Source organism: Streptomyces sp. NPDC023527 (assembly GCF_055560115.1).
The window spans coordinates 252098-272000 of record NZ_JBVHJJ010000002.1 but is presented as its reverse complement, the minus strand read 5'-3'; the positions used below and the strand labels follow the sequence as shown (position 1 = coordinate 272000).

At 71.4% G+C, this 19903-nt stretch carries 18 protein-coding genes; 13 read left to right on the top strand and 5 right to left on the bottom strand.

Annotation, left to right across the window (positions count from 1 at the left end; translation table 11 throughout):
• Positions 1-250: 250 nt before the first annotated feature.
• Positions 251-1702, bottom strand: a complete 1452-nt coding sequence (locus ACZ303_RS04745; RefSeq protein ID WP_467335042.1) for a hypothetical protein — start codon at positions 1700-1702, stop codon at positions 251-253.
• A gap of 949 nt (positions 1703-2651) precedes the next feature.
• Here ACZ303_RS04745 and ACZ303_RS04740 point away from each other — a divergent pair.
• A complete protein-coding gene (locus ACZ303_RS04740) occupies positions 2652-3983 on the top strand; it encodes a hypothetical protein (RefSeq protein ID WP_467335040.1) in 1332 nt (443 codons plus the stop codon).
• A 27-nt stretch (positions 3984-4010) separates the two neighbouring features.
• Here ACZ303_RS04740 and ACZ303_RS04735 read toward each other — a convergent pair whose 3' ends face one another.
• Both ACZ303_RS04735 and ACZ303_RS04730 read right to left on the bottom strand, forming a co-directional pair.
• Entirely contained in the window at positions 4011-6494 is a 2484-nt protein-coding gene (locus ACZ303_RS04735) for an ATP-binding protein (protein ID WP_467335038.1), read from the bottom strand.
• A 241-nt stretch (positions 6495-6735) separates the two neighbouring features.
• Positions 6736-6975, bottom strand: coding sequence for a chaplin (locus ACZ303_RS04730; RefSeq protein WP_467335036.1), 240 nt, complete (start codon positions 6973-6975; stop codon positions 6736-6738).
• 260 nt (positions 6976-7235) lie between these two features.
• On the opposite strand from ACZ303_RS04730, the gene ACZ303_RS04725 reads away from it, so the two are divergent.
• Together ACZ303_RS04725 and ACZ303_RS04720 are read left to right on the top strand one after the other, a co-directional pair.
• Positions 7236-7838, top strand: a complete 603-nt coding sequence (locus tag ACZ303_RS04725) for a DUF3159 domain-containing protein (RefSeq protein WP_467335034.1) — start codon at positions 7236-7238, stop codon at positions 7836-7838.
• 123 nt (positions 7839-7961) lie between these two features.
• The gene (locus ACZ303_RS04720; RefSeq protein WP_467335031.1) at positions 7962-8864 is read left to right on the top strand and encodes an AfsR/SARP family transcriptional regulator; all 903 of its coding nucleotides are present in this window, start codon (positions 7962-7964) and stop codon (positions 8862-8864) included.
• A 47-nt stretch (positions 8865-8911) separates the two neighbouring features.
• On the opposite strand, the gene ACZ303_RS04715 is transcribed toward ACZ303_RS04720, so the two are convergent.
• Positions 8912-9877, bottom strand: coding sequence for a polyprenyl synthetase family protein (locus tag ACZ303_RS04715; RefSeq protein ID WP_467335029.1), 966 nt, complete (start codon positions 9875-9877; stop codon positions 8912-8914).
• Between the two features lie 484 nt (positions 9878-10361).
• On the opposite strand from ACZ303_RS04715, the gene ACZ303_RS04710 reads away from it, so the two are divergent.
• The 7 genes from ACZ303_RS04710 to ACZ303_RS04680 all read left to right on the top strand — a co-directional run bounded on the left by ACZ303_RS04710 (position 10362) and on the right by ACZ303_RS04680 (position 15244).
• A complete protein-coding gene (locus ACZ303_RS04710) occupies positions 10362-11387 on the top strand; it encodes a helix-turn-helix transcriptional regulator (protein WP_467335027.1) in 1026 nt (341 codons plus the stop codon).
• A gap of 185 nt (positions 11388-11572) precedes the next feature.
• A complete protein-coding gene (locus ACZ303_RS04705) occupies positions 11573-12841 on the top strand; it encodes a styrene monooxygenase/indole monooxygenase family protein (protein ID WP_467335025.1) in 1269 nt (422 codons plus the stop codon).
• Between the two features lie 207 nt (positions 12842-13048).
• Positions 13049-13519 carry a fluoride efflux transporter FluC gene (locus ACZ303_RS04700; protein ID WP_467335023.1) on the top strand — a complete coding sequence of 157 codons (471 nt, stop codon included), beginning with the start codon at positions 13049-13051 and terminating at the stop codon, positions 13517-13519.
• Positions 13516-13932, top strand: a complete 417-nt coding sequence (locus ACZ303_RS04695) for a DUF190 domain-containing protein (protein ID WP_467335021.1) — start codon at positions 13516-13518, stop codon at positions 13930-13932. The genes ACZ303_RS04700 and ACZ303_RS04695 overlap by 4 nt, the downstream gene beginning before the upstream one ends.
• Positions 13929-14288, top strand: a complete 360-nt coding sequence (gene crcB, locus ACZ303_RS04690) for a fluoride efflux transporter CrcB (protein WP_467335019.1) — start codon at positions 13929-13931, stop codon at positions 14286-14288. Before ACZ303_RS04695 ends, crcB begins: the two co-directional genes overlap by 4 nt.
• Positions 14289-14474: 186 nt before the next feature.
• Positions 14475-14939 carry a hypothetical protein gene (locus ACZ303_RS04685; RefSeq protein ID WP_467335017.1) on the top strand — a complete coding sequence of 155 codons (465 nt, stop codon included), beginning with the start codon at positions 14475-14477 and terminating at the stop codon, positions 14937-14939.
• On the top strand, positions 14936-15244 hold the full coding sequence (locus ACZ303_RS04680; RefSeq protein WP_467335015.1) for a transcriptional regulator: 309 nt from the start codon (positions 14936-14938) through the stop codon (positions 15242-15244). Before ACZ303_RS04685 ends, ACZ303_RS04680 begins: the two co-directional genes overlap by 4 nt.
• 53 nt (positions 15245-15297) lie before the next feature.
• Here ACZ303_RS04680 and ACZ303_RS04675 read toward each other — a convergent pair whose 3' ends face one another.
• The gene (locus ACZ303_RS04675; RefSeq protein ID WP_467335013.1) at positions 15298-16227 is read right to left on the bottom strand and encodes a LysR family transcriptional regulator; all 930 of its coding nucleotides are present in this window, start codon (positions 16225-16227) and stop codon (positions 15298-15300) included.
• Between the two features lie 251 nt (positions 16228-16478).
• Here ACZ303_RS04675 and ACZ303_RS04670 point away from each other — a divergent pair, with 251 nt between their 5' ends.
• The 3 genes from ACZ303_RS04670 to ACZ303_RS04660 are packed head-to-tail and all read left to right on the top strand — an operon-like array spanning position 16479 to position 19808.
• Complete coding sequence (locus ACZ303_RS04670) at positions 16479-17102, top strand: succinate dehydrogenase cytochrome b subunit (protein ID WP_467335791.1); 624 nt, start codon at positions 16479-16481, stop codon at positions 17100-17102.
• Between the two features lies 1 nt (position 17103).
• Positions 17104-19059: a fumarate reductase/succinate dehydrogenase flavoprotein subunit gene (locus ACZ303_RS04665; protein ID WP_467335012.1), complete on the top strand. Its 1956-nt coding sequence runs from the start codon at positions 17104-17106 to the stop codon at positions 19057-19059.
• Positions 19056-19808: a succinate dehydrogenase/fumarate reductase iron-sulfur subunit gene (locus tag ACZ303_RS04660; RefSeq protein ID WP_467335010.1), complete on the top strand. Its 753-nt coding sequence runs from the start codon at positions 19056-19058 to the stop codon at positions 19806-19808. Before ACZ303_RS04665 ends, ACZ303_RS04660 begins: the two co-directional genes overlap by 4 nt.
• Positions 19809-19903: the final 95 nt, after the last annotated feature.

Genomic DNA, 19903 nt, shown 5'->3' with positions numbered 1-19903 from the left:
TCTTCCCGATCGCAGAGCCAAGCAGTGCAGGGGCGCACTTGCACCTCTCAATATCTATGATCTCACTGACCCTCTGAGCCCCATGCGGTCGCTTCTGGCAGGTGCGTGACTGTGATCTTCCCGATTGATCGCGGCCCTCGCCGCACAGGAGCGAAAGGAAGAAACTACCTCAACCCCACCGTTCCGCAAAGTTTGGGCGTCCCGATTATCACCGGAGAAGTCGATGCGCGGCGATCAACCGCTGCTCGGCTCAAGACCCGAACAGCGACTGCTGTCCGGGGCCGGGGTCACGAGGCCGATTGCGGCGTGCTTTCTTAGCAAGGGCCTTGTCGTATCCCCGCGTGTGGTTCCGCTTGTGCCGTTCCTTGACCACCTCACGTGTCGGGGCGGTGGCCCGGTCCACAACGATGGATACGGACATTCCTTCCTCTGCCCGCTCTCTGCCGAGCGTCCTCAGATCGTCGAGCGTGGTGCCCACTGTGCCTACAAGCCCGTTCTTCACGAGCTGAGTGAACTCCGTGTTCCCCAAATACCGTTCGACGTATCCGTACCCAAGGCGGGTTCCCTCGTTCGGGCCACTCGTCGAATCGTCGCCCAGTAGCAGCCGCACATATGGCACCGGTAGATACATGCCTGGCGCCGGCCCTGGGTCGACAGTTTCCTTCAACGGCCAGTAGGCGAGTTTAACGAAGCAAGGGTCCGAGCCCAGCCGCCAATCGTTAGGCGCCCATGGTGCTCTGCTCATCGCGGCCACCTGGTCCAAACGATCTAGCTGCCCAAGGAGTTGCTTATCCACATACATCCATCGGGAGCCTGCCTCCGAGGGGAGCCGCTTAGCCTGCACAAGAATAAAACTCTGCGTGGCCTCGTGGTAGTAGATCAGGTCCGCCCCAAGCCGAGTTTCCACCGGCGTTGCGTTGATATTCGCCACCTCGATACGACTACCGAGATGTTCGAACACATGGATGTCGCAGCGGAACGACGCCCCGGCGACGTGGCCTCCGGAAGGCCATCCCGCCTCACTGAACACGTCCGCATCGAAATCGATGCGCCGCGCATCATTTTCGATCAGGCCCTGTTCGAATGGCTCCGGGATGAGCCCGGCCAAGTGAGGGGCATTCGGGTCGCTCGGGCGCCGCCAGGCTGCGAGCCGCGCTGGAGGGATATTAGCGATGGCCAGCCCCAGGCGAGTCATGTCGTACTGCTCCTGCCAAGCACGATCCGCCACGCGCCTAGGGTCGAACGGGTCGGGCTCGGCCGCCTCGCCCAGGAAGTCGAGCATCCTACGCAGCACGTCGTCCTGCCGCGCGAGAACTTCCAACAGGCCCTCGGATTCCTCGTCTCCGAGGACCGTGACTTCACCCGCCAAGGCACTCACCAGAGTACGTCGTAGACGAAGCGGCGTCTCGTCAAGAAGTGATCGCATAAGGACTGGAACGGGGCTCTCCCGTACCAACTCGACGGTGATCCGGGAATCAACGGCCGCCACCTTGTCCCCACGAGGCTGCCGCACGACTCCCAACCAGCGCAGCGGACACCGGCCATCCTCGCCGGAAGACCGCGTGACGAGCAGGGCGATACGGGGCGTTCGATCACCAGGAAGAGAGGCCGTAGCAACCGTCTTCGTGAAGGATTGCTTGACCAGCAACTCCTCATCGATACGGTCGAGTTCCTTGGCGCTCAGAGCTATGATGTAAACCATGCACGGAGCGTACGGGGAGCAACACCAGGCCGTCACTCAGTTCCTCGGAAGGCAGGCATACCTCTGACCTGCCCGGGAAGGGCGGCCGCCCCGCAAGGTCCTCCGGAGCATCAGTAGGCAAGCGAGGCCAGGGGCAAGACGCCTCAAGCGCCCCAGCCCATCCCACATACGTCCCACAAAACTCCTGATAGGCCATCACCTGCACGAATAGATGCAGGTCAGCAGGCGCAAGGAGCCGAAAGAGCAAGCTCCTTCTAAGCGCTTGGCCGCAGGTTCGAGTCCTGCCGGGGGCGCTCCGTTTGTGCCGCACGCCCCTCCCCTTCGGGAGGGGCGTTTTTGCCTTCGGGCGGGGCTGACCCCTCCCCCTCCCCCAAGAGATCGCTTTAGGGCCATCGCGACGCTGGAATGTGTTTCAGTGGGGCAGGTGGTAGTTGGGGGGGTGGTGTGGTGACCGAGGCTTGGGTTCGGGTGCCTGTGGGGCGGGACGCTTCTCGGTGGGTCACTCGGGGGCGGTGCCGGCGGGTTCTGTTCGTCGTGCACAACGTGACGTCCGCTTCGCGACTGCTCGACGTGCTGCCGCTGTTCGACGACGATCCGCGCGTGCAGATGCTCGTGACGTGCACCGGCTCGTCACCGTTCCTCGCCGGGGTGCCCGAGCTGATGGAGGCTGCGGGACTGCCGGTGCTGCCCTGGGAGCAGGCCAAGGCCACGCCGGTCGACCTCGCGATATCGGCGAGCTACGGCGGCCAACTCCATCTTCTGGATGGTGATTTGGCTGTGTTGTCGCACGGCGTTGGCTACAATAAGAAATTGGCCACACCGGACACCGGACACCGGACACCGGACACCGGACACCGGACACCGGACACCGGACACCGGACACCGGACGTCCCCGTCCTCGGACGCCCCCGTCCCGGACGCCCCCGTCTTCGGGCTTTCGTCCGACTGGTTGCTGTTCGACGGGCGTCCCCTCGCCTCCGCGACCGTGCTCTCGCACCCCGAGCAGCTGGACCGGTTGCGCCTCGCGTGCCCCGAGGCCGCCGGGACCGCCGTGCTCGCCGGGGATCCGTGCTTCGACCGCATCCTCGACGGCCTGCCGTACCGGGAACGCTTCCGGCGCGCGCTGGGCGTCGCCGCCGGGCAGCGGCTGATCGTCGTCAATTCGACCTGGTCGCCCGGCTCGCTCTTCGGGGACGCCGAGGAGACCGAGCACGGGGACCTGCTCCCCTCCCTCCTCCCCCGGCTCGCGGCCGAGCTGCCCGCCGACGAGTACCGGACCGCCGCCGTCCTCCATCCCAACATCTGGCACGGGCACGGCCCCGGTCAGGTGCGGGCCTGGCTGGACCGGGCGCACCGGGCCGGGATGGTGCTCGTACCACCGCTGGAGGGGTGGCGGCAGGCGCTGATCGCCGCCGACTGTGTGCTCGGGGACCACGGGTCGGTCACCTTCTACGCCGCCGCCATCGGCACGCCCGTCCTGCTCGGGGCCTTCCCTTCCGGCGCCCTCGACCCGGCGTCGCCCGTCGCCGCCCTGGGTCGCACCGCGCCGCGCCTGCGACCGTACGAGGGGCTGCGCGCCCAGCTCGACCGGGCCGTCGACACCTATGACCCCGGCCGCTACCGCGCACTGGCCGACCAGGTCAGCTCCTCGCCCGGCCAGTCGGCGGCGCTCCTCCGCCGAGCCTTCTACGAGCTCATCGGCCTGCCCGAACCCACTGACCGGCCCGCCCTCCTCGACCGACTGCCCCTTCCTTCGTACGAGCCCGCCGAGCGCACCGCACCCCTCCGCGTCCTGACGCGGCTGGTCGGCGCCGCGCCACCCGAGATCGCCGTGGTCCGGTACGCGGACGCGCGTGACGAGCCGGACGGCGACGACATCGGCTGGGACGCGCACACCGCCGTGCACGAGGACACCCGGGACCCGGGGCGGCTGCGGATCGCCGATGTGATCGTGCGGTACGCGGCGGCCGACGACCCGCGCGTCGGGCCGCCCGCCGCCTGGACCACCGAGATCCTCGCGCGCCACCCCGGCTGTGGTCTGGCCGCGTATGTGACGGGCCCGGACCACTGCACCGTACGCACCCGCGCCGGCGAACTCGTCCGGCTGGCCGCCGCGCCCGGCGGGGACGGGCGGCCCGACCTGTGCGACCCGGCCGCCTACGCCTCCGCCCTGCACGCCTGGATCAGCGGCGGCAAGTCACTGGACGAGGCGACCGGAACCGGCATCACCGTCGTGACGGGCACCACGCGACACCACGTCCGGATGGAGCCCGAGTGGTGACGGATGGTCAGCTGCTGTCCTGGGCGGTCAGGTTATGCCGAGACGCGCCAAGCGGGCGTCCAGCCGTGCCATCGCCCCGCTGTCGCCTGACTTCTCGTACAGGACGCGTGCCAGGCGCAGATGGTGGACCTGATCCGCCGTGTCCCCCAGGTCCTCGGCGCAGCGGGCCCGGAGTTCGGCGGCGTCCGCCTGCTGGAGGACGGCTCCTTCCGCCTCCATGACCGCGAGGGCCTCGTCGAGGGCCGTACGGGCCGCGGCCGGGTCGCCGGCGGCGAGATGGGTCTCGCCGAGGCTCATCCGTACCCGGGCCTCGTTGTAGCGGTCGCGCCGGGGCAGGTCCTGGAAGCGGGTGAGGGCGTGCAGGAGTCGGCGTACGGACTCGGCCGACCGGCCCTGGCCGCGCAGCGCGCGCCCTATGTGGTGCTCCAAGAGCGCGAGGGCGCGCGGCACGTCCTCCGCGCCGTCCTCGCCGGGGGCGATGTCGCGCAGGATCCCCTGAGCCTGCCGGAAGCGGTCCTCGGCCTCCTCGTACCGCCATTGCCGCAGGCACAGCAGGCCGAGGGATTCGACGGCGGTGGCCTGCCCGCGGCGGTGGCCCGCGCGCTGGTCGGCCGCCGCGGCGGCGGTCAGCTCGTCCTCGGCGTCGGACAGCTGCCCCAGACCCATATAGGCGAAGGCGAGCTGGGTCCGTACCCGTCCTTCGGCGCGCCGATCACCGAAGGCGGTGGCGCAGCGGCGGGCGGCCTCGACGCCCCGCAGGTGGGTCGCCACCCACTGCTCGTGGAAGCCAAGGCGCAGGTGCAGGCCCCACATGGCCTCGCACAGCTGCCAGGCCAGGTCGTGGAACCCGTACTCCTCCGCGGCCCGGACGGCTTCGGCGAGGTTCTCCCGCTCACGGCGCAGGTCGGCGAGGGCGGTGCGGGCGGACTCGGGCGCGCGGTCGTCCGGACCGTGCGGCTCGGCGTAGGCGGGGCCGAGGTGCCAGCGGCCCGGTATGACGCGGGAGTCGGCGGCCGCGGCGAACCGCAGATACCAGGTGAGCGTGCGCTGGACGGAGTCGGCCGTGGCCGCGCGGCCGTCTACGGCGTGGGCGCGGCGCTCGGCGTGCCGGCGCACGGAGTCGTGGAAGTGGTAGCGCTCCTCGCCGACTTCCTCCAGCAGGTGGACGGCGGCGAGGTCGTCGAGGAGGGCACGGGCCTCGGCGTCGGTGATGTCCGCGGCGGCGGCCGCCGCGCCGACGGGGATGTCGGGCCAGGGGCACAGGCCGAGCAGGCGGTAGAGGCGGGCGGCTTCGGGGGCGAGGTCGCGGTAGGAGAGGTCGGTGGTGAGCTGGACGGGGTCGTCGGCCGCTCCCCGTGCCTCACCCGGCGCTCCCCCTGGCGGACCGTGGTGCGGGTCAGGGCCCAGGTGGACGTCCAGGGCGGCGAATTCCCGTTCCAGGCTCTCCCAGCTGAGGTGTTCCCGTACCGCCACGCGCGCGCCCGTCTCGCACAGGGCCAGTGGCATGCCGCCGCACCGCGCCGCCACCGCCTCGGCGTGCGGGCGCTGTGCGGCGAAGCGCTCGGGTCCGGCGAGGCGGGTGAGCAGGCGCACGGAGTCGGCCGGGGACAAGGGGCCGAGCCGGATCGGGCGGGCGCCGTGGTCGCGTACGAGTTCGGGCAGCCGGTGGCGGCTGGTGACGATGACCAGCGAGCCGGGCGCGGCGGTGAGCAGCGGGGTGATCTGGGAGACGCTGTGGGCGTTGTCGAGTAAGACGAGCAGGCGCCGGCCGGCGGTGTGCTCGCGGTAGAGGTCGGTTTGCGCCCGCTCGTCCGCCGGGACGCGGTCGGCCGGCACACGCAGGCTGTGCAGGAACCGTACGAGCGCCCCGGAGGGGGTGACGGCTGTGGCGGCGGAGGCACCGCGCAGGTCGGTGTACAGGTGGCCGTCGGGGAAGCGGTCGCCGAGGGCGTGTCCGCAGTGCACGGCCGTGGCGGTCTTGCCGACGCCGCCCGGCCCCGTGAGCACGACGACGCGGGGAGCGCCCGTGGCTCCGTACGCCCCGGGGGCGGCGGCGCTGTCCGTCTCGTCCAACAGCTCGGTGATGGCGGCCAGTACGTGGTCGCGATCGGTGAAGGCGGCCGTGCCCGGTGGGAGGAGTCGCGGGCGGGAGGCCGGGGGCCCGGCGGCCGGCGCGGAGTCGCGCACCAGCATGGTCTCGCGCAGCCACACGGCCAGGTCGCGGGCGAAGGCGGGCTCGCGGCGGGCCTGTTCGATGAGCAGCGCGGCCAGGGCGCGGCGTCCGTCGGCGTCGGTGGGCGCCATCGCGGGCACGGGGGCGGAGGAAGTCGGATCGTCCGGGCCGGGCGGGACGGGGTCGGCGGTGTCCTCGCCCCGGCGCGTCATTCGCCGGACCAGGCCCGCCAGCCCCTCCGTGGTCCGTCGGCCCATCTCGCCCGCCGCGCCCGACAACGCCCCCGAGGTCGCCGTGTCGACGGCCGACAGCACCGCCGCCATCGTGAACGGATCCATGGTCCCTCCCCCACTCGCCGATCCGCTCACGCTATCGGGAAGGTCGCGATCACGGGGGTCTTCCGCCGCGCCTGTGGATAACCGCGGGCAGCGGCTGTGGACGAGCGCGGCCCAGGCACAAGCGTGGCGCCCACGAAAGGAATCGAGGGCGCCACACCGCTCGGTTCGGGGCGGAGGGCACCCCGGGACCGTCGGTCGGCTCGCGTACGACCCGCGGGGCGGCTGCCGGCGGGCCGGGGTATCAGGTGTTGATGCAGGTGTTGCCGGATGCCGGGTTGAGCAGGCCGATGATGTCGATGGTGTTGCCGCACAGGTTGATCGGGACGTGGATCGGGATCTGGATGACGTTGCCCGAGACGACGCCGGCGGATCCGGCGGCGTAGCCGGCGGCGCCGGCGTCGGCCACGGCGCTTCCGGTCAGGCCCACGAACGCGGCGCCCACAGTGGCGGTCAGGACGGCTGTTCTGGCGATTCGTGACATGCGGAGACACCTTTGCTCGGTCGTTCTGAGGGCACCCGACCGGTGACGGCCGGGGTGAGGATCAACGTCCATTAGTCACAAAGGTTTCGTACATGGCGCGGACGGGTGATTCGCGATTTCCCTTGTGCATTCCGGTCATTTCACCGAGGAGAACGAGGAGCGGGACCGGTGCCTCCGGCGCACGGGAGGGGCGCCGCCGACCGCTTTAGCGGGGCTTTAAGGCCGTCTGGCGCAATGAACGGTCTGAAAGGAGCTGCCTCATGATCCGCTACCTCGTCAGCTTCCTCCCCTGGATCGCCTACGCGGCCCTCGCCAGGAACGACAACTGGCGCAACGGCGCGATGGCCGGGCTTCTCATCGCCCTCATCGTGGTCGTCGTCGACCGGCGGTCCGGAAAGAAGTGGGACGAGATGGTCATCGAGGTGAGCGCCGCCGTGTTCTTCACGGGCATCACCCTGCTGTCCTTCCTCTCGCCCCATTCCTCCCTCATGCCGTACGGCGCGGCACTGGTCGACGCCTGGCTGGCCCTCACGGCGTTCGGCTCGCTGGCCATCCGCAGGCCCTTCACGCTCGGCATGGCACGGCGCTCGGCACCGGAGAGCGTGTGGCAGACGCCGCTGTTCTACAAGATCAATGCCGTGATCACCACGGCCTGGGCGCTGTCGTTCACCGTGGCGGCGGTCGCACTGGGCGCGCTGATCAATTACGACCCGAAGGCGCTGATCCCGGCGATCGTCATCAAGACGGTCACCTTCGTGGTGCCGGTGGTGTTCACGATCCGCTACCCCGAGGTGGCTCAGAAGCGCTTCTTCCAGGCCGAGGCCGAGGCACAGCAGGCCGAGGCGCAGCGGGCGGCCGCCTGACACTTCGTGTCGTGCAGCTTGCTGTCACCGTCCCCGGCTGGCCCGGCCGGGGCTTGATCGCGCACTCTGGGTCACAAGGCTGTCCGGCCCCACCCGAGCAGACGTGATGACAGAACGGCCACGATGAAGTTCCGCATTCTGGGCCCCTTGGAGATAGACCCGCCGGAGACGGAGGGGATGGCTCCGGGCCCGTACGCCCCGCGTGCCGCGAAGCCCCGGACGGTGCTCGCCGCGCTGCTCGTACGGGCCGGCGAGGTGGTCTCGGTGGACAGTCTCATCGAGGAGCTGTGGACCACCGATCCACCGCGCACCGCGACGACCACGGTCCAGGTCTATGTGTCCCAGCTGCGCAAACTGTTGGACACCGCCACGCCGTCGTACGGGCGTGAGGCGCTGCTCACCAGGCGGCCCGGTTACATGCTGCGGGTGGCCCCGGGGCAACTCGACCTCGACGACTTCGAGGACTTGCGCGAGAAGGGCCGTCGCGCCCTGGAGCGGGGCGATTTCGAGGCCGCCGCCCGCTCGCAGCGCCGGGCGCTCGCCCTCTGGCGCGGCCCGCTGGTGTCGGACACCCCGCACGGCCCGCTGCTGGAGGCGATGGCGGTGCGGCTGGGCGAGGCGCGCATCGCGGCGCTGGAACAGTGCGTACGGGCGGAGCTGCACCTGGGCCGGCACCGGGAGCTGATCGCGGAACTGCGCTCGGTGACGGCGGAACACCCCTTGCGGGAGGAGTTCCACGGGCACCTGATGCTCGCGCTCTACCGCGCGGGACGGCAGGCGGAGGCGCTTCAGGTCTTCAGCCGCGTGCGGCGCACCCTGGTGGAGGAGCTCGCGATCGAGCCGAGCCGCCCTTTGCAACACCTCCACCAGCGGATCCTGGCCGGGGACACGAACCTGGCCCCGCCGCAGGCGACCGCGACGAGGACCAACCCCGCGAGCGGGAAGGCGGCAAGGGTGGCCACCCGGCCCTGCCGCGGGAGCCGGATGCCCCGCAGGGCCACCAGGGCCCTGTGCACGGGACCCTGACGGGGCACCACCACCTCCGCCCGGCACCTCCCCCTGGCGCTCCCGCGTCAGCCCCTCTCCGCCGTCATCCGCACCGCGAACGCCTCCAGTTCCTCCCGCCACCCCGCGGTCAGCCGCGAGCCCGCCGCCGTGCGCGAGGCCCGGTCCACCAGCTCCCGGATGAGCCGCTCGGCGATGCCGCGCTCCTCGCGCTCCAGGAGGATCTCCCGCAGCAACTCCGCGTCCCAGTCGTACTCCGGCCCGCCGTCGAGGAAGCCGCGCAGGCGCCACGCGGCGTGCAGGGAACGGGCGTACGCGTCGTAGGCGGTGTCGAGGTCGGGGCGGTCGGCGAGGGCGGCGCCCAGCCGCAGGGGGTGGCACAGCGCGTACCAACCCGCCGTACAGCCGCGGTCGCATCCCGATATGCACCGCCCGGGCCAGGGGTCGTCGAGGTATTCGGCGGCCATGGCCTCGTGGGCGTACGTGCCGATCACCCGCTCCACGCGCAGCTCGTCCCAGATCTGCCAGGCGGCGCCCGGCAGCCGTGACGCGAGCCGGTCGGCGAGACTGAGGGCGAGGTCACCGGCGAGGGTGGCGGTGGAGTCCCCGAAGCGCCGGGCGTCGCCCGCCCAGCCGTTGCGCTCGTGCTCCGCCGCACGGCTGACGTGCAGGGTGGGGATGCCGCGCCGCAGGGCCGCGTTGTCGCGGACGTCGCCGCGGATGAGGGTGCAGGTGTCGAGGAGTTCGAGCGCGGCGGCGGCGTCGACGGCCTCGGAGGCTTCGGGGTCGCCGCCCGCCGCGAGGTAGCCGGTGACGAGGACGACCGGGCGCACCCGGTCGACGCCCACGGCGACGAGTTCGGCGAGGGATTCGATCAGGCCGGCGCCCCGGGTGTCCGCGGTGCGCCAGCGCCGGTGTTCGTCGTTGAGGAGGCCGCGCAGCCGTTCCTCGACCCGGTCCAGCATCCCGGCGCGCTGGAGCTGGGGAGCCACAGGCGGGGCCGCCGCTCGTGGCACCTTCGGTTGCGTCGTCATCGTCTGCCTCCCTGGATCGGCTTCGGCCCTGCCACCGACCCTTCCGGGCGGATGCTCCGCTCTCATCCGCGGAGCGTGACCGGCCAGAAGGCTGCCCAGCGAGGCGCTCGGGAAGCGATGGTTTCCTGCCATACCGGAACGGGCTGTCATGACTCCCCGACGGACTGTCACGGAGGCGCCGCCCGCGGGCCTCGCGAGGCACCGGGGCGCCTGCCGCCCGGCGCGGTGGGGACATCGGGCGCGGAAGGCCCGCATCAGGAGGCCGTGAAAGTGGCTCATATTCGGCTGTTGCGCGGTCGCCCCGAACAGGCTTGAGGAAGCCATCGACGTCGAGCGTCCGGGGAACGCGCGGCTCCCCGCCCATGTCACGTCGTACGATCCTCGGAACCCGGCCCCCGCGCGCACCGCCTCCGGACGCATAGCTCTGGTAAACATCAGGCCAAAAGCGCGCCCCGCCCCATTGACCCGAGGGATCATGGTGACCGTGCTGCCTGACGCCCCTGACGAGTTCGCCGAACTGGACGACCTCAGTGCGGCGGCGTACGGGCACGCGGTGGAGCTCGGCCGTTTCGACGCCGACGACATCGCCGGGCGCCTGTCCCTCACCCCGGCCGAGGTCGACCGCGCCCGTCAGGTCCTCTCCCGGCTGCGACTGCTCCAGCCCATGCCCGGCGAACCCGGCGTGCTCGTGCCCGTCGGGCCGGATGTCGCCGCCGCGGACCTGGTGGGTTCGGCGGAACGGCGCATCCGCGACCTCCAGGAGGCCGTCACCGACGTACGGGGCCGGCTGCTGTCCCTGAACCCCGTCTACTTCGAGGGCCGGCGGCTGCGCAACCGGCTGGAGGCGTTCGACGTCATCGACGACGTCGACACCATCCAGTCGATGCTCGACCACCTGGGCTCGCGCTGCCGACAGGAGATGTTCACCGTGCAGCCGGGCGGCGCGCGGCCGGGCGATGTCCTGGACGCCGCCCGCCGGGCCACACTGGCCATCCGCTCCCGGGGCGTACGCATCCGCACGATCTACCAGCACCCGGCACGCAGCGATCTCGCCACGCGCGCGTACGTGCGCGATGTGACCGCGGCGGGCGTCGAGGTCCGTACGGCCGACGAGGTCATCGACCGGATGATCGTCTACGACCGGGAGACGGTCTTCCTGCCCGCCCACCGGGGACCGGGCCGGCCTCCCGGCGCGGCCGTCGTCCGCGAGCCGACGCTGGTGGCGTTCGTCTGCTCCGTCTTCGAGCACCTCTGGGACGGCGCGACGCCTTTCGTGCCGGAGTCGGCGAAGGCGCCGGCCACGACCGACGACCTGCGCCTGTCGATCGTCCGGCTGATGGCGAACGGCTACAAGGACGAGGTGATAGCGCGCAGGCTGGGCATGTCGGTGCGCACCTGCCGCCGCCACATTTCGGAGATCACGGAGGAGCTGGAGGCGACGAGCCGCTTCCAGGCCGGTTACAACGCGGCGCGGTCCGGACTGCTGGACGGCGAGCGGCCGAGAGACTGACCCGAGGCGCGCCCGTGGCCCGTGCCGGGGCGGCCGCCGCGCGCGCCCGTGCGGCAGCCGCACGGCATTCGCAGGCCATCTGTACACCGCGCACCGGGCGCCGCTACAACGGGTGCGGGCCCGGCTATTCGGACCATGGTTCCGGACCACGCGGCGGGCGACCTCCGGGCCCGGCGGAGGCGGCGATGCGCAGGATCGCGATTGTCGGCGCGGGGCAGGCGGGGCTGCAACTGGCCCTGGGACTCAGGGCCGAGCGGCCCGGGGAGGGCCTCGACCACGAGGTGACGCTGTACGCGGCGCGCCACCCCGAGGAGATCCGGGCCGGACACGTGCTCTCCACCCAGGTGATGTTCGGCCCCACGCTGGCCCTGGAGCGCGCGGCCGGGCTGAACCTCTGGGAGGAGGAGACCCCGCGGCTCACGGAGATGCGGCTGACCGTCGCGGACCCACCCGGCACCCAGGCCGCGCGCCTCGGCGCGGCGCTCGACGAGCCCGCCCAGTCCGTCGACCAGCGGCTGAAGACGGCACGCTGGCTGGAGCTGCTGGAGGAGCGGGGCGGCCGTGTGGAGTACGGCATGGTCGAGCCGGAGCAGCTGGAACGGATCGCGTCCGGGCACGACTTGACGGTGATCGCCACCGGCCACGGTCCGCTGGCGGAGATCTTCGCGCGCGACGAGCGGCACAGCCCCTACGACCGTCCGCAGCGGATCCTGGCCACCGCGTACGTACACGGCATGGAGCGGGCCCCGGACGTGGACGGCTCACCGATGCGGGTCAACTCCATGGCGGAATGTGGGGAGTTCCTCACCATGGCGGGCACCACCGTGGGCGGGCCGTGCGGGATGCTGTCGTGGGAGGCCCTGCCCGGCGGGCCGCTGGACTGCTGGCAGGACAGGCCCGGCCCGGACGAGGTGGTCAAGCGGTCGCTCGAGCTGTTGCGGAGCCACCTTCCATGGGAGTACGAGCTGTTCTCGGGTGTGGAGCCGACCGATGCGGGGGCCGCGTTCACGGGGGCCGTCACGCCCACCGTCCGGCATCCCGTGGCGCGGGTCGCGGTGGACTCGTACGTCCTCGGCATGGCGGACGCGGTCGTCCTCAACGACCCGTTGGCCGGCCAGGGCGCCAACAGCGCGGCGCGTTGCGCCGACGGCTATCTCCGCGCGATCCTCGACCACGGCGACCGGCCGTTCGACCGGACGTGGATGCGGCGGACGTTCGCCGCGTACTGGGAGTACGCCCGGCATGGGGCGACGTTCAGCAACATGCTGCTGGCTCCACTACCCGAACACGTCCAGCGCGTCCTGGCCACGGCGACCGAGCATCCGGACGTCGCCCACCGGTTCGTCAACGGCTACGCCGATCCGGCGCGCTTCCAGGACTGGCTCATGGAGGCCGACCGTGCGGACGCCTATCTGGCGGCGGTGACGGGACGGGCGGCGCCGGGCGGCGTCTGAGCGCGGGGCGGGGTGCGGCCTCCGGCACGGGCGGTAGCCTGGATTCCGGTGGTGGCCGTGCCGGTCGGCACCGGAATCGGCGGCCGGGCCGGCCGCCGCGCGGTGGTGGGGCCCGCCATACCCGAGCCGCGGCACCGACGCCGCCAACGGTCCCTCCTTGCGCACGACCGCGCCTCCGCGAGGGGCGCCTGCGAGCAGGAGGCGGAGATGAGCCCGTCGTCACGGGCGGTGACGGACAGCGCGCCGGTGCGGGGACTCACCCGCGGACGGCCCGCGGCGCGCGGGCAGGGGCCCGTGGTCTGTGCCGTGTCGCTGGGTGGTGGCGTGGGCGCCGCCGCCCGTTACGGCGCCGGGCTGCTGTGGCCGACCGCGAACGGCGCCTTCCCTTGGACGACGTTCCTGGTCAACACGGTCGGATGCGCGCTGATCGGCGTCCTGCTCGTGGTGATCGCCGACCTCGCCGCGCCGCGTCGGCTGCTGCGCCCCTTCCTGGGCACGGGGGTGCTCGGCGGCTTCACCACCTTCTCCACCTACGCGGTGGACATCCAGCGCCTGGCCGAGGACGGCCGCGTCACGACCGCCGCCGCCTACCTCGCGGGCACGCTGCTCGCCGCGATGGCGGCGGTGTGGGCGGCGGCGACCGGGACCAGGCGGCTGCTGGCGAGGAGAGCGCGATGACAGCGAACGGCGACGGCGCCGCACTGCGGCTGACGGTCTTCCTGAACGAGACCGACACCTGGCACCACCGGCCCCTCTACACCGAGGTCGTGCACCGCGCCCATGCCGCGGGGCTGGCCGGCGCGAGCGTCTTCCGGGGCATCGAGGGGTTCGGCGCCTCCTCGGTCGTCCACACCGCGCGGCTGCTGTCGCTGAGCGAGGACCTTCCGGTGGCGGTGGTGATCGTGGACGCCGAGGAGCGCGTACGGGCCTTCCTGCCGGCGCTCGGCGAGGTGGTGGGCGCGGAGCGGCTCGTCACCGTCGAGAAGGTCGAGGTCGTGCGCGGACGGTCCGGCGGCGGGCCGGGCGGGCGCGGGCCGGGCGGCGGCGGTACCGGGCCGGGTGACGGCGGTGCCGGGGGGCCCGCGGCGTGAACTGGCTCCTCGTCATCGGCGGTGCCATGGTGGGCGCTCCCCTGCGCTATCTCACCGACCGCGCCGTGCAGACCCGCCACGACTCGGTCTTCCCGTGGGGCACCTTCACCGTGAACGTCGTGGGCTGCCTCGTCCTCGGCCTCCTCACCGGCGGGGCGCCGCACGATCTGCGACTCCTCCTCGGTACGGGCCTGTGCGGGGCCCTGACGACGTATTCGACGTTCTCGTACGAGACGCTCCGCCTCGCCGAGGAGGGTTCCCGCTTCTACGCGGGAGCCAACGCGGTCGCGAGCGTGGCGGCCGGGCTGGCGGCGGCCTACGCGGGGGTGGCGCTGGGGCGGGGTTTGTGGGGGTGAGGGGCGGGTCGCGGGCGCGAGGAAGAGGTCGCAGGCGTGAGGAAGAGGTCGTGGGTGTGAGGAAGCCGCAGCCACGCCCGGCCGCCGAGCCTGGCTGACCTGCGGTTTCCACCCGCTTTCCACACGTTTTCCACAGCGGAAAATCCACTGTTGCCGTTCCGGAAACAGTCTGCTTCAATTTCCGTCATGGAAACAGACACGCATTCGCGGTCGTCCGGACCGCTCATGCCGTCCCGGGAGAGCGCCGCCCACTCCCTGGCGATGGCTCAGGAGACCAAGGCCGCGGTCGGATCGATCACGCCCGGTTTCGGGTATTCGGCCGCGCTCTCCGTCCTCCTGGCCGGGGTGTATCTGTCGAATCTGCTGCCCGAACCGCTGGATCTCATCGCCACGGCCGTGGTCTACGCGGGCATGATCACCTTCATCGTCATTCAGGCGCGGTCCAGCGGCGTCCGGCACCGCGTCACCCGGCGCACGAAGTGGGGGATGCTCGCCTGCGCCGTCATCGGTCTCGGCGCCTACTGCACCGCGTCGTATCTGGACAGTCACGCCGGCATGCCGTGGATATGGGTACCGGCGGGGTTGCTGGTCGGAGGGGGCATCCTGGTTATCGACCGCCACTGCCGCACGAAGGGCATACCCGCACCGTGACCGCTCCCGAAGACGGCTTCAACGAGACGATCCACGCGCCGAACCGCCTACGGATCTGCGCCGCGCTCGATGCCGTCGAGGAGATCGAGTTCTCCACGGTCCGCGAGACGCTGGGGGTGAGCCCGTCCGTGCTCAGCAAGCATGTCACGGTCCTGTGCGACGTCGGCTATGTCGAGCAGCGGCGCGCCGTGCGGGACACGCGCCAGCGGGTGTGGCTGCGCCTGACGAAGGAGGGGCGGGCGGCGTACCGCGCGCACCTCGCCGCGCTCCGGGCGATCGTCAACGCCGATCTGACGGATAACTGAGCGGACAGAGCCCAGGAGGGTCTCCCCACTCGGCTCAGGGGGCCCCTCCCGGCTCAGGGGGTCCCGCCCGGCTCGACCGAGGGGGTCCTGCCCTCCTCGCTCACGCTCAAGTGCTCCAGCAGCACCCCTCTCAGCTCGCGCGCCGCACGTGGGGGTGCGACGTCCTTGCGGTGGGCCACCGCGATCGTGCGGCGCATGCGGGTGCCCTCGAAGGGGGTGACGCGCAGGCCCGAGCGGGCGGCGACCATGCCGGGGACGACGGCCAGGCCCAGGCCGGCGCGGACGAAGCCGAGGACGGCGTCCATCTCGCCGCCCTCGACGGTGAAGACCGGTTCGAAGCCGGCGGCCCGGCAGGCGGCGGTGGTGATCTCGCGGAGGTCGTAGCCGCGCCGGAACATCACCATCGGCAGGCCGGCCAGCTCCGCCACCCGCAGGGTGCGGCGCCGGGTGGGTGGAGGCGTGGAAGGGGAGGTGACGACGACGAGGTCTTCTCGGAGGAGTTCGGTGGTGGACAGGGCGGGGGCGCCGACGGCGAGCGGCGTGATGATCAGGGCGAGGTCGAGACCGCCGGCGGCGAGGGTGCGGACGAGGTCCTGGGAACCGCCCTCGTCGACGACGAGCTCGATACCCGGGTAGCGGGCGTGGTAGGTGCGCAGGACGTCGGGGACCAGGCTCGCGCACAGGCTGGGCGGGGCGCCCAGGCGGACCCTGCCGCGCCGCAGCTGGACGACTTCCTCGACCTCACGGCGCGCGGTCTCGGTGTCGGCGAGGATCTGGCGGGCGAGAGGCAGCAGGGCCTCACCCGCGTCGGTGAGGGTGATGTTGCCCCGGGCGCGGTGGAAGAGCTCGGCGCCCAGTTCCCGTTCGAGGGCGCGGATCTGCTGGGACAGCGACGGCTGGGCGACGTGCAGGGCCTCGGCCGCGTGGGTGAAGTGGCGGACCTCGGCGAGGGTCGCGAAGTAGCGGAGCTGCTGAAACTGCACACCGGGCATCGTATATAGGGAGTGCCTATCGAAACGAGCTCGACCATGTCTTGGACGGATGGAGGCGACCGGTTCTAGCGTCGGGTCCCATGGCACCGGCGACCCGGACGGAACGCCCTCCGTCCTCCGAACAGTCTGAACAGCCTCACTCACCCGCGCGGCCCCGCTCCACCGGGCGGCCCCGCTCCACCGGACGGTCTCCGTCCCTCATCGGCTCCGTGTGGCGGTCGACCGTCGGCAAGAAGGCGGTCATGGCGGTCACCGGCCTGATCATGCTGGCGTACCTGGTCGCCCACATGATGGGCAATCTGAAGGTCTTCTTCGGGGCCGGGGAGTTCAACCACTACGGCCACTGGATCCGCACCATCGGCGAGCCATTCCTGCATCACGAGTGGTTCCTGTGGATCGCGCGGATCGGCCTGTCGGCGGCGGTGGTGCTGCACGGCGTGGCCGCGTACCAGCTGAGTCGACTCGACCGCGCCGCCCGGCCGGAGAAGTACGAGCGCAAGCGGCAGCGGGCGAGCTACGCCACCCGGACGATGCGCTGGGGCGGGGTGATCCTCGCGCTGTTCATCGTCTGGCACATCCTCGACCTGACCACGCTGACCGTGAACCCCGACGGCCGGCAGGGGCGCCCGTACGAGAACCTCGTGGCGTCTTTCGACCGGCCGCCCGTCACCGCCTTCTACATCGTCGCGATGCTCGCCCTGGGCCTGCACCTCCGGCATGGCTTCTGGAGCGCCGCGCAGACCCTGGGCGCGAACTCCCCGCGCCGCGACCGGGTGCTCAAGGTGCTGGCCAATGGCCTGGCACTGCTGCTGACCTGCGGCTTCATCGCCGTGCCCGTGGGTGTCATGACTGGAGTCGTGAGCTGAGATGAACCACCTGTCCGAGTACCAGCGCTACGGTATCGGCGCGCCCGTCGCCGATGGCAAGGCTCCCGACGGTCCGATCGCCGAGCGCTGGGACCGCCGCCGCTTCGAGGCGAAGCTGGTCAACCCCGCCAACCGCCGCAAGCAGACCGTCATCGTCGTCGGTACGGGCCTGGCGGGTGGTGCGGCCGGGGCGACGCTGGCCGAACAGGGCTATCGCGTCGTGCAGTTCTGCTACCAGGACTCGCCGCGCCGCGCCCATTCGATCGCCGCGCAGGGCGGCATCAACGCGGTGAAGAACTACCGCAACGACGGCGACTCCATCCACCGCCTCTTCTACGACACCGTCAAGGGCGGCGACTTCCGCGCCCGCGAGTCCAATGTCCACCGGCTGGCCCAGATCTCGGTGGAGATCATCGACCAGTGCGTGGCCCAGGGCGTGCCGTTCGCCCGCGAGTACGGTGGGCTGCTCGACACCCGTTCCTTCGGCGGGGTGCAGGTGTCGCGGACCTTCTACGCGCGGGGCCAGACGGGACAGCAGTTGCTGCTGGGCGCGTACCAGGCGCTGAGCCGGCAGATCGCCGCCGGCCGTGTCGCGATGCACGCGCGCACCGAGATGCTCGACCTGATCGTCGTCGACGGACGGGCGCGCGGCATCGTGGCGCGGGATCTGATCACCGGGCGGGTCAGTACGCACTTCGCCGATGCGGTGGTGCTCGCCTCCGGCGGTTACGGCAATGTCTTCTATCTGTCGACGAACGCCAAGAACTCCAACGCCACCGCCATCTGGCGGGCCCACCGCCGCGGCGCCTACTTCGCGAACCCCTGCTTCACCCAGATCCACCCCACCTGCATCCCGCGCTCCGGCGACCACCAGTCGAAGCTGACGCTGATGAGCGAATCGCTCCGCAACGACGGCCGCATCTGGGTGCCGAAGGCCCCGGGCGACACCCGGCCGCCCGCCCGGATACCCGAGGACGAGCGCGACTACTACCTGGAGCGCGCCTACCCCGCCTTCGGCAATCTCGTGCCGCGCGACATCGCCTCCCGGGCCGCGAAGAACGTCTGCGACGAGGGGCGCGGTGTCGGCCCCGGCGGCCAGGGCGTCTATCTCGACTTCGCCGACGCCATCGCCCGGTTGGGGCGCGCGGCGGTGGAGGAGAAGTACGGCAATCTCTTCGAGATGTACGAGCGGATCACCGCGGAGGATCCGTACGAGGTGCCGATGCGGATCTATCCGGCGATCCACTACACCATGGGCGGTCTGTGGGTGGACTACGACCTCCAGACCACGGTGCCGGGCCTGTTCGCGATCGGGGAGGCCAACTTCTCCGACCACGGCGCCAACCGGCTCGGTGCCTCCGCGTTGATGCAGGGGCTGGCCGACGGCTATTTCGTGCTGCCGTCCACCATCAACGACTACCTCGCCCGCCGCACCCACGAGCCCGTCGACCCCTCCCACCCCGCGGTCACCGAGGCCGTCTCCTCGGTGACCGCCCGGCTGGACCGGCTGCTGGCCAACGACGGCGACCGCACCCCCGACTCCTTCCACCGCGAGCTGGGAGAGCTGCTGTGGGACGAGTGCGGGATGTCCCGTACGGACTCGGGCCTGCGCAAGGCGCTGGACCGCATACCGTCGCTGCGGGAGGAGTTCTGGCGGCGGATCAAGGTGCCGGGTACGGGCCAGGAGCTCAACCAGTCGCTGGAGAAGGCGAACCGGCTCGTCGATCACCTGGAGCTCGCCGAGCTGATGTGCCTGGACGCGCTGCACCGCACGGAGTCGTGCGGGGGGCACTTCCGGGAGGAGAGCCGGACGCCGGAGGGCGAGGCGGCCCGTAAGGACGAGGAGTTCTCGTACGCGGCCGCCTGGGAGTTCACGGGGCCGGGCATGGCGCCCGTCCTGCACAAGGAAGACCTGCGTTTCGAGTACGTCCACCCCACCCAGCGGAGCTACGCGTGAACCTCACCCTGCGCATCTGGCGCCAGTCCGGACCCGAATCCGCGGGTTCCATGACCACGTACGAGGTCAGCGGCATCTCCCCCGACATGTCGTTCCTGGAGATGCTCGACCACCTCAACGAGGAGCTGATCCTCAGCGGTGATCAGCCCGTCGCCTTCGACCACGACTGCCGCGAGGGCATCTGCGGCGCGTGCGGCATGGTCATCAACGGCCGGGCGCACGGCCCCGAGCGGACCACCACCTGTCAGCTGCACATGCGGCACTTCTCCGACGGCGACACGATCGACGTGGAGCCGTGGCGGGCGGCCGCGTTCCCGGTGGTGAAGGACCTGGTCGTGGACCGCTCGGCCTTCGACCGGATCATCGGCGCGGGCGGCTACGTCTCGGTCCCGACCGGCGCCGCGCCCGAGGCCCACGCGACGCCCGTGCCCAAGCCGGTGGCCGACCTGGCCTTCGAGCACGCCGAGTGCATCGGCTGCGGCGCCTGCGTGGCCGCCTGCCCCAACGGCTCGGCGATGCTCTTCACCTCGGCGAAGGTCGTCCACCTGAACGTCCTGCCCCAGGGCGCCCCCGAACGGGAGTCCCGCGTCCTGGACATGGTCACGACGATGGACGACCAGGGCTTCGGCGGCTGCACCAACACCGGCGAATGCGCCGTCGCCTGCCCGAAGGGCATCCCCCTCCAGTCCATAGCCACGATGAACCGCGAGTACCTCCGGGCGACGCTCAAGGGCCGGAAACGCGGCTGACGCAGGGTCCCGTCCCGCGCGGACCGCCGGACGGGCCGCGGGGGAGGTAGCGTCGTCGAATCGGCCGTGCGCGTAGGCTCGACAGCAGCACCTCG

Coding starts and splice junctions, on each gene's coding strand:
- ACZ303_RS04745 (WP_467335042.1), bottom strand. CDS start 1,702: ATGGTTTACATCATAGCTCTGAGCGCCAAGGAACTCGACCGTATCGAT.
- ACZ303_RS04735 (WP_467335038.1), bottom strand. CDS start 6,494: ATGGATCCGTTCACGATGGCGGCGGTGCTGTCGGCCGTCGACACGGCG.
- ACZ303_RS04730 (WP_467335036.1), bottom strand. CDS start 6,975: ATGTCACGAATCGCCAGAACAGCCGTCCTGACCGCCACTGTGGGCGCC.
- ACZ303_RS04725 (WP_467335034.1), top strand. CDS start 7,236: ATGATCCGCTACCTCGTCAGCTTCCTCCCCTGGATCGCCTACGCGGCC.
- ACZ303_RS04720 (WP_467335031.1), top strand. CDS start 7,962: ATGAAGTTCCGCATTCTGGGCCCCTTGGAGATAGACCCGCCGGAGACG.
- ACZ303_RS04715 (WP_467335029.1), bottom strand. CDS start 9,877: ATGACGACGCAACCGAAGGTGCCACGAGCGGCGGCCCCGCCTGTGGCT.
- ACZ303_RS04705 (WP_467335025.1), top strand. CDS start 11,573: ATGCGCAGGATCGCGATTGTCGGCGCGGGGCAGGCGGGGCTGCAACTG.
- ACZ303_RS04700 (WP_467335023.1), top strand. CDS start 13,049: ATGAGCCCGTCGTCACGGGCGGTGACGGACAGCGCGCCGGTGCGGGGA.
- ACZ303_RS04695 (WP_467335021.1), top strand. CDS start 13,516: ATGACAGCGAACGGCGACGGCGCCGCACTGCGGCTGACGGTCTTCCTG.
- ACZ303_RS04685 (WP_467335017.1), top strand. CDS start 14,475: ATGGAAACAGACACGCATTCGCGGTCGTCCGGACCGCTCATGCCGTCC.
- ACZ303_RS04670 (WP_467335791.1), top strand. CDS start 16,479: ATGGCGGTCACCGGCCTGATCATGCTGGCGTACCTGGTCGCCCACATG.
- ACZ303_RS04665 (WP_467335012.1), top strand. CDS start 17,104: ATGAACCACCTGTCCGAGTACCAGCGCTACGGTATCGGCGCGCCCGTC.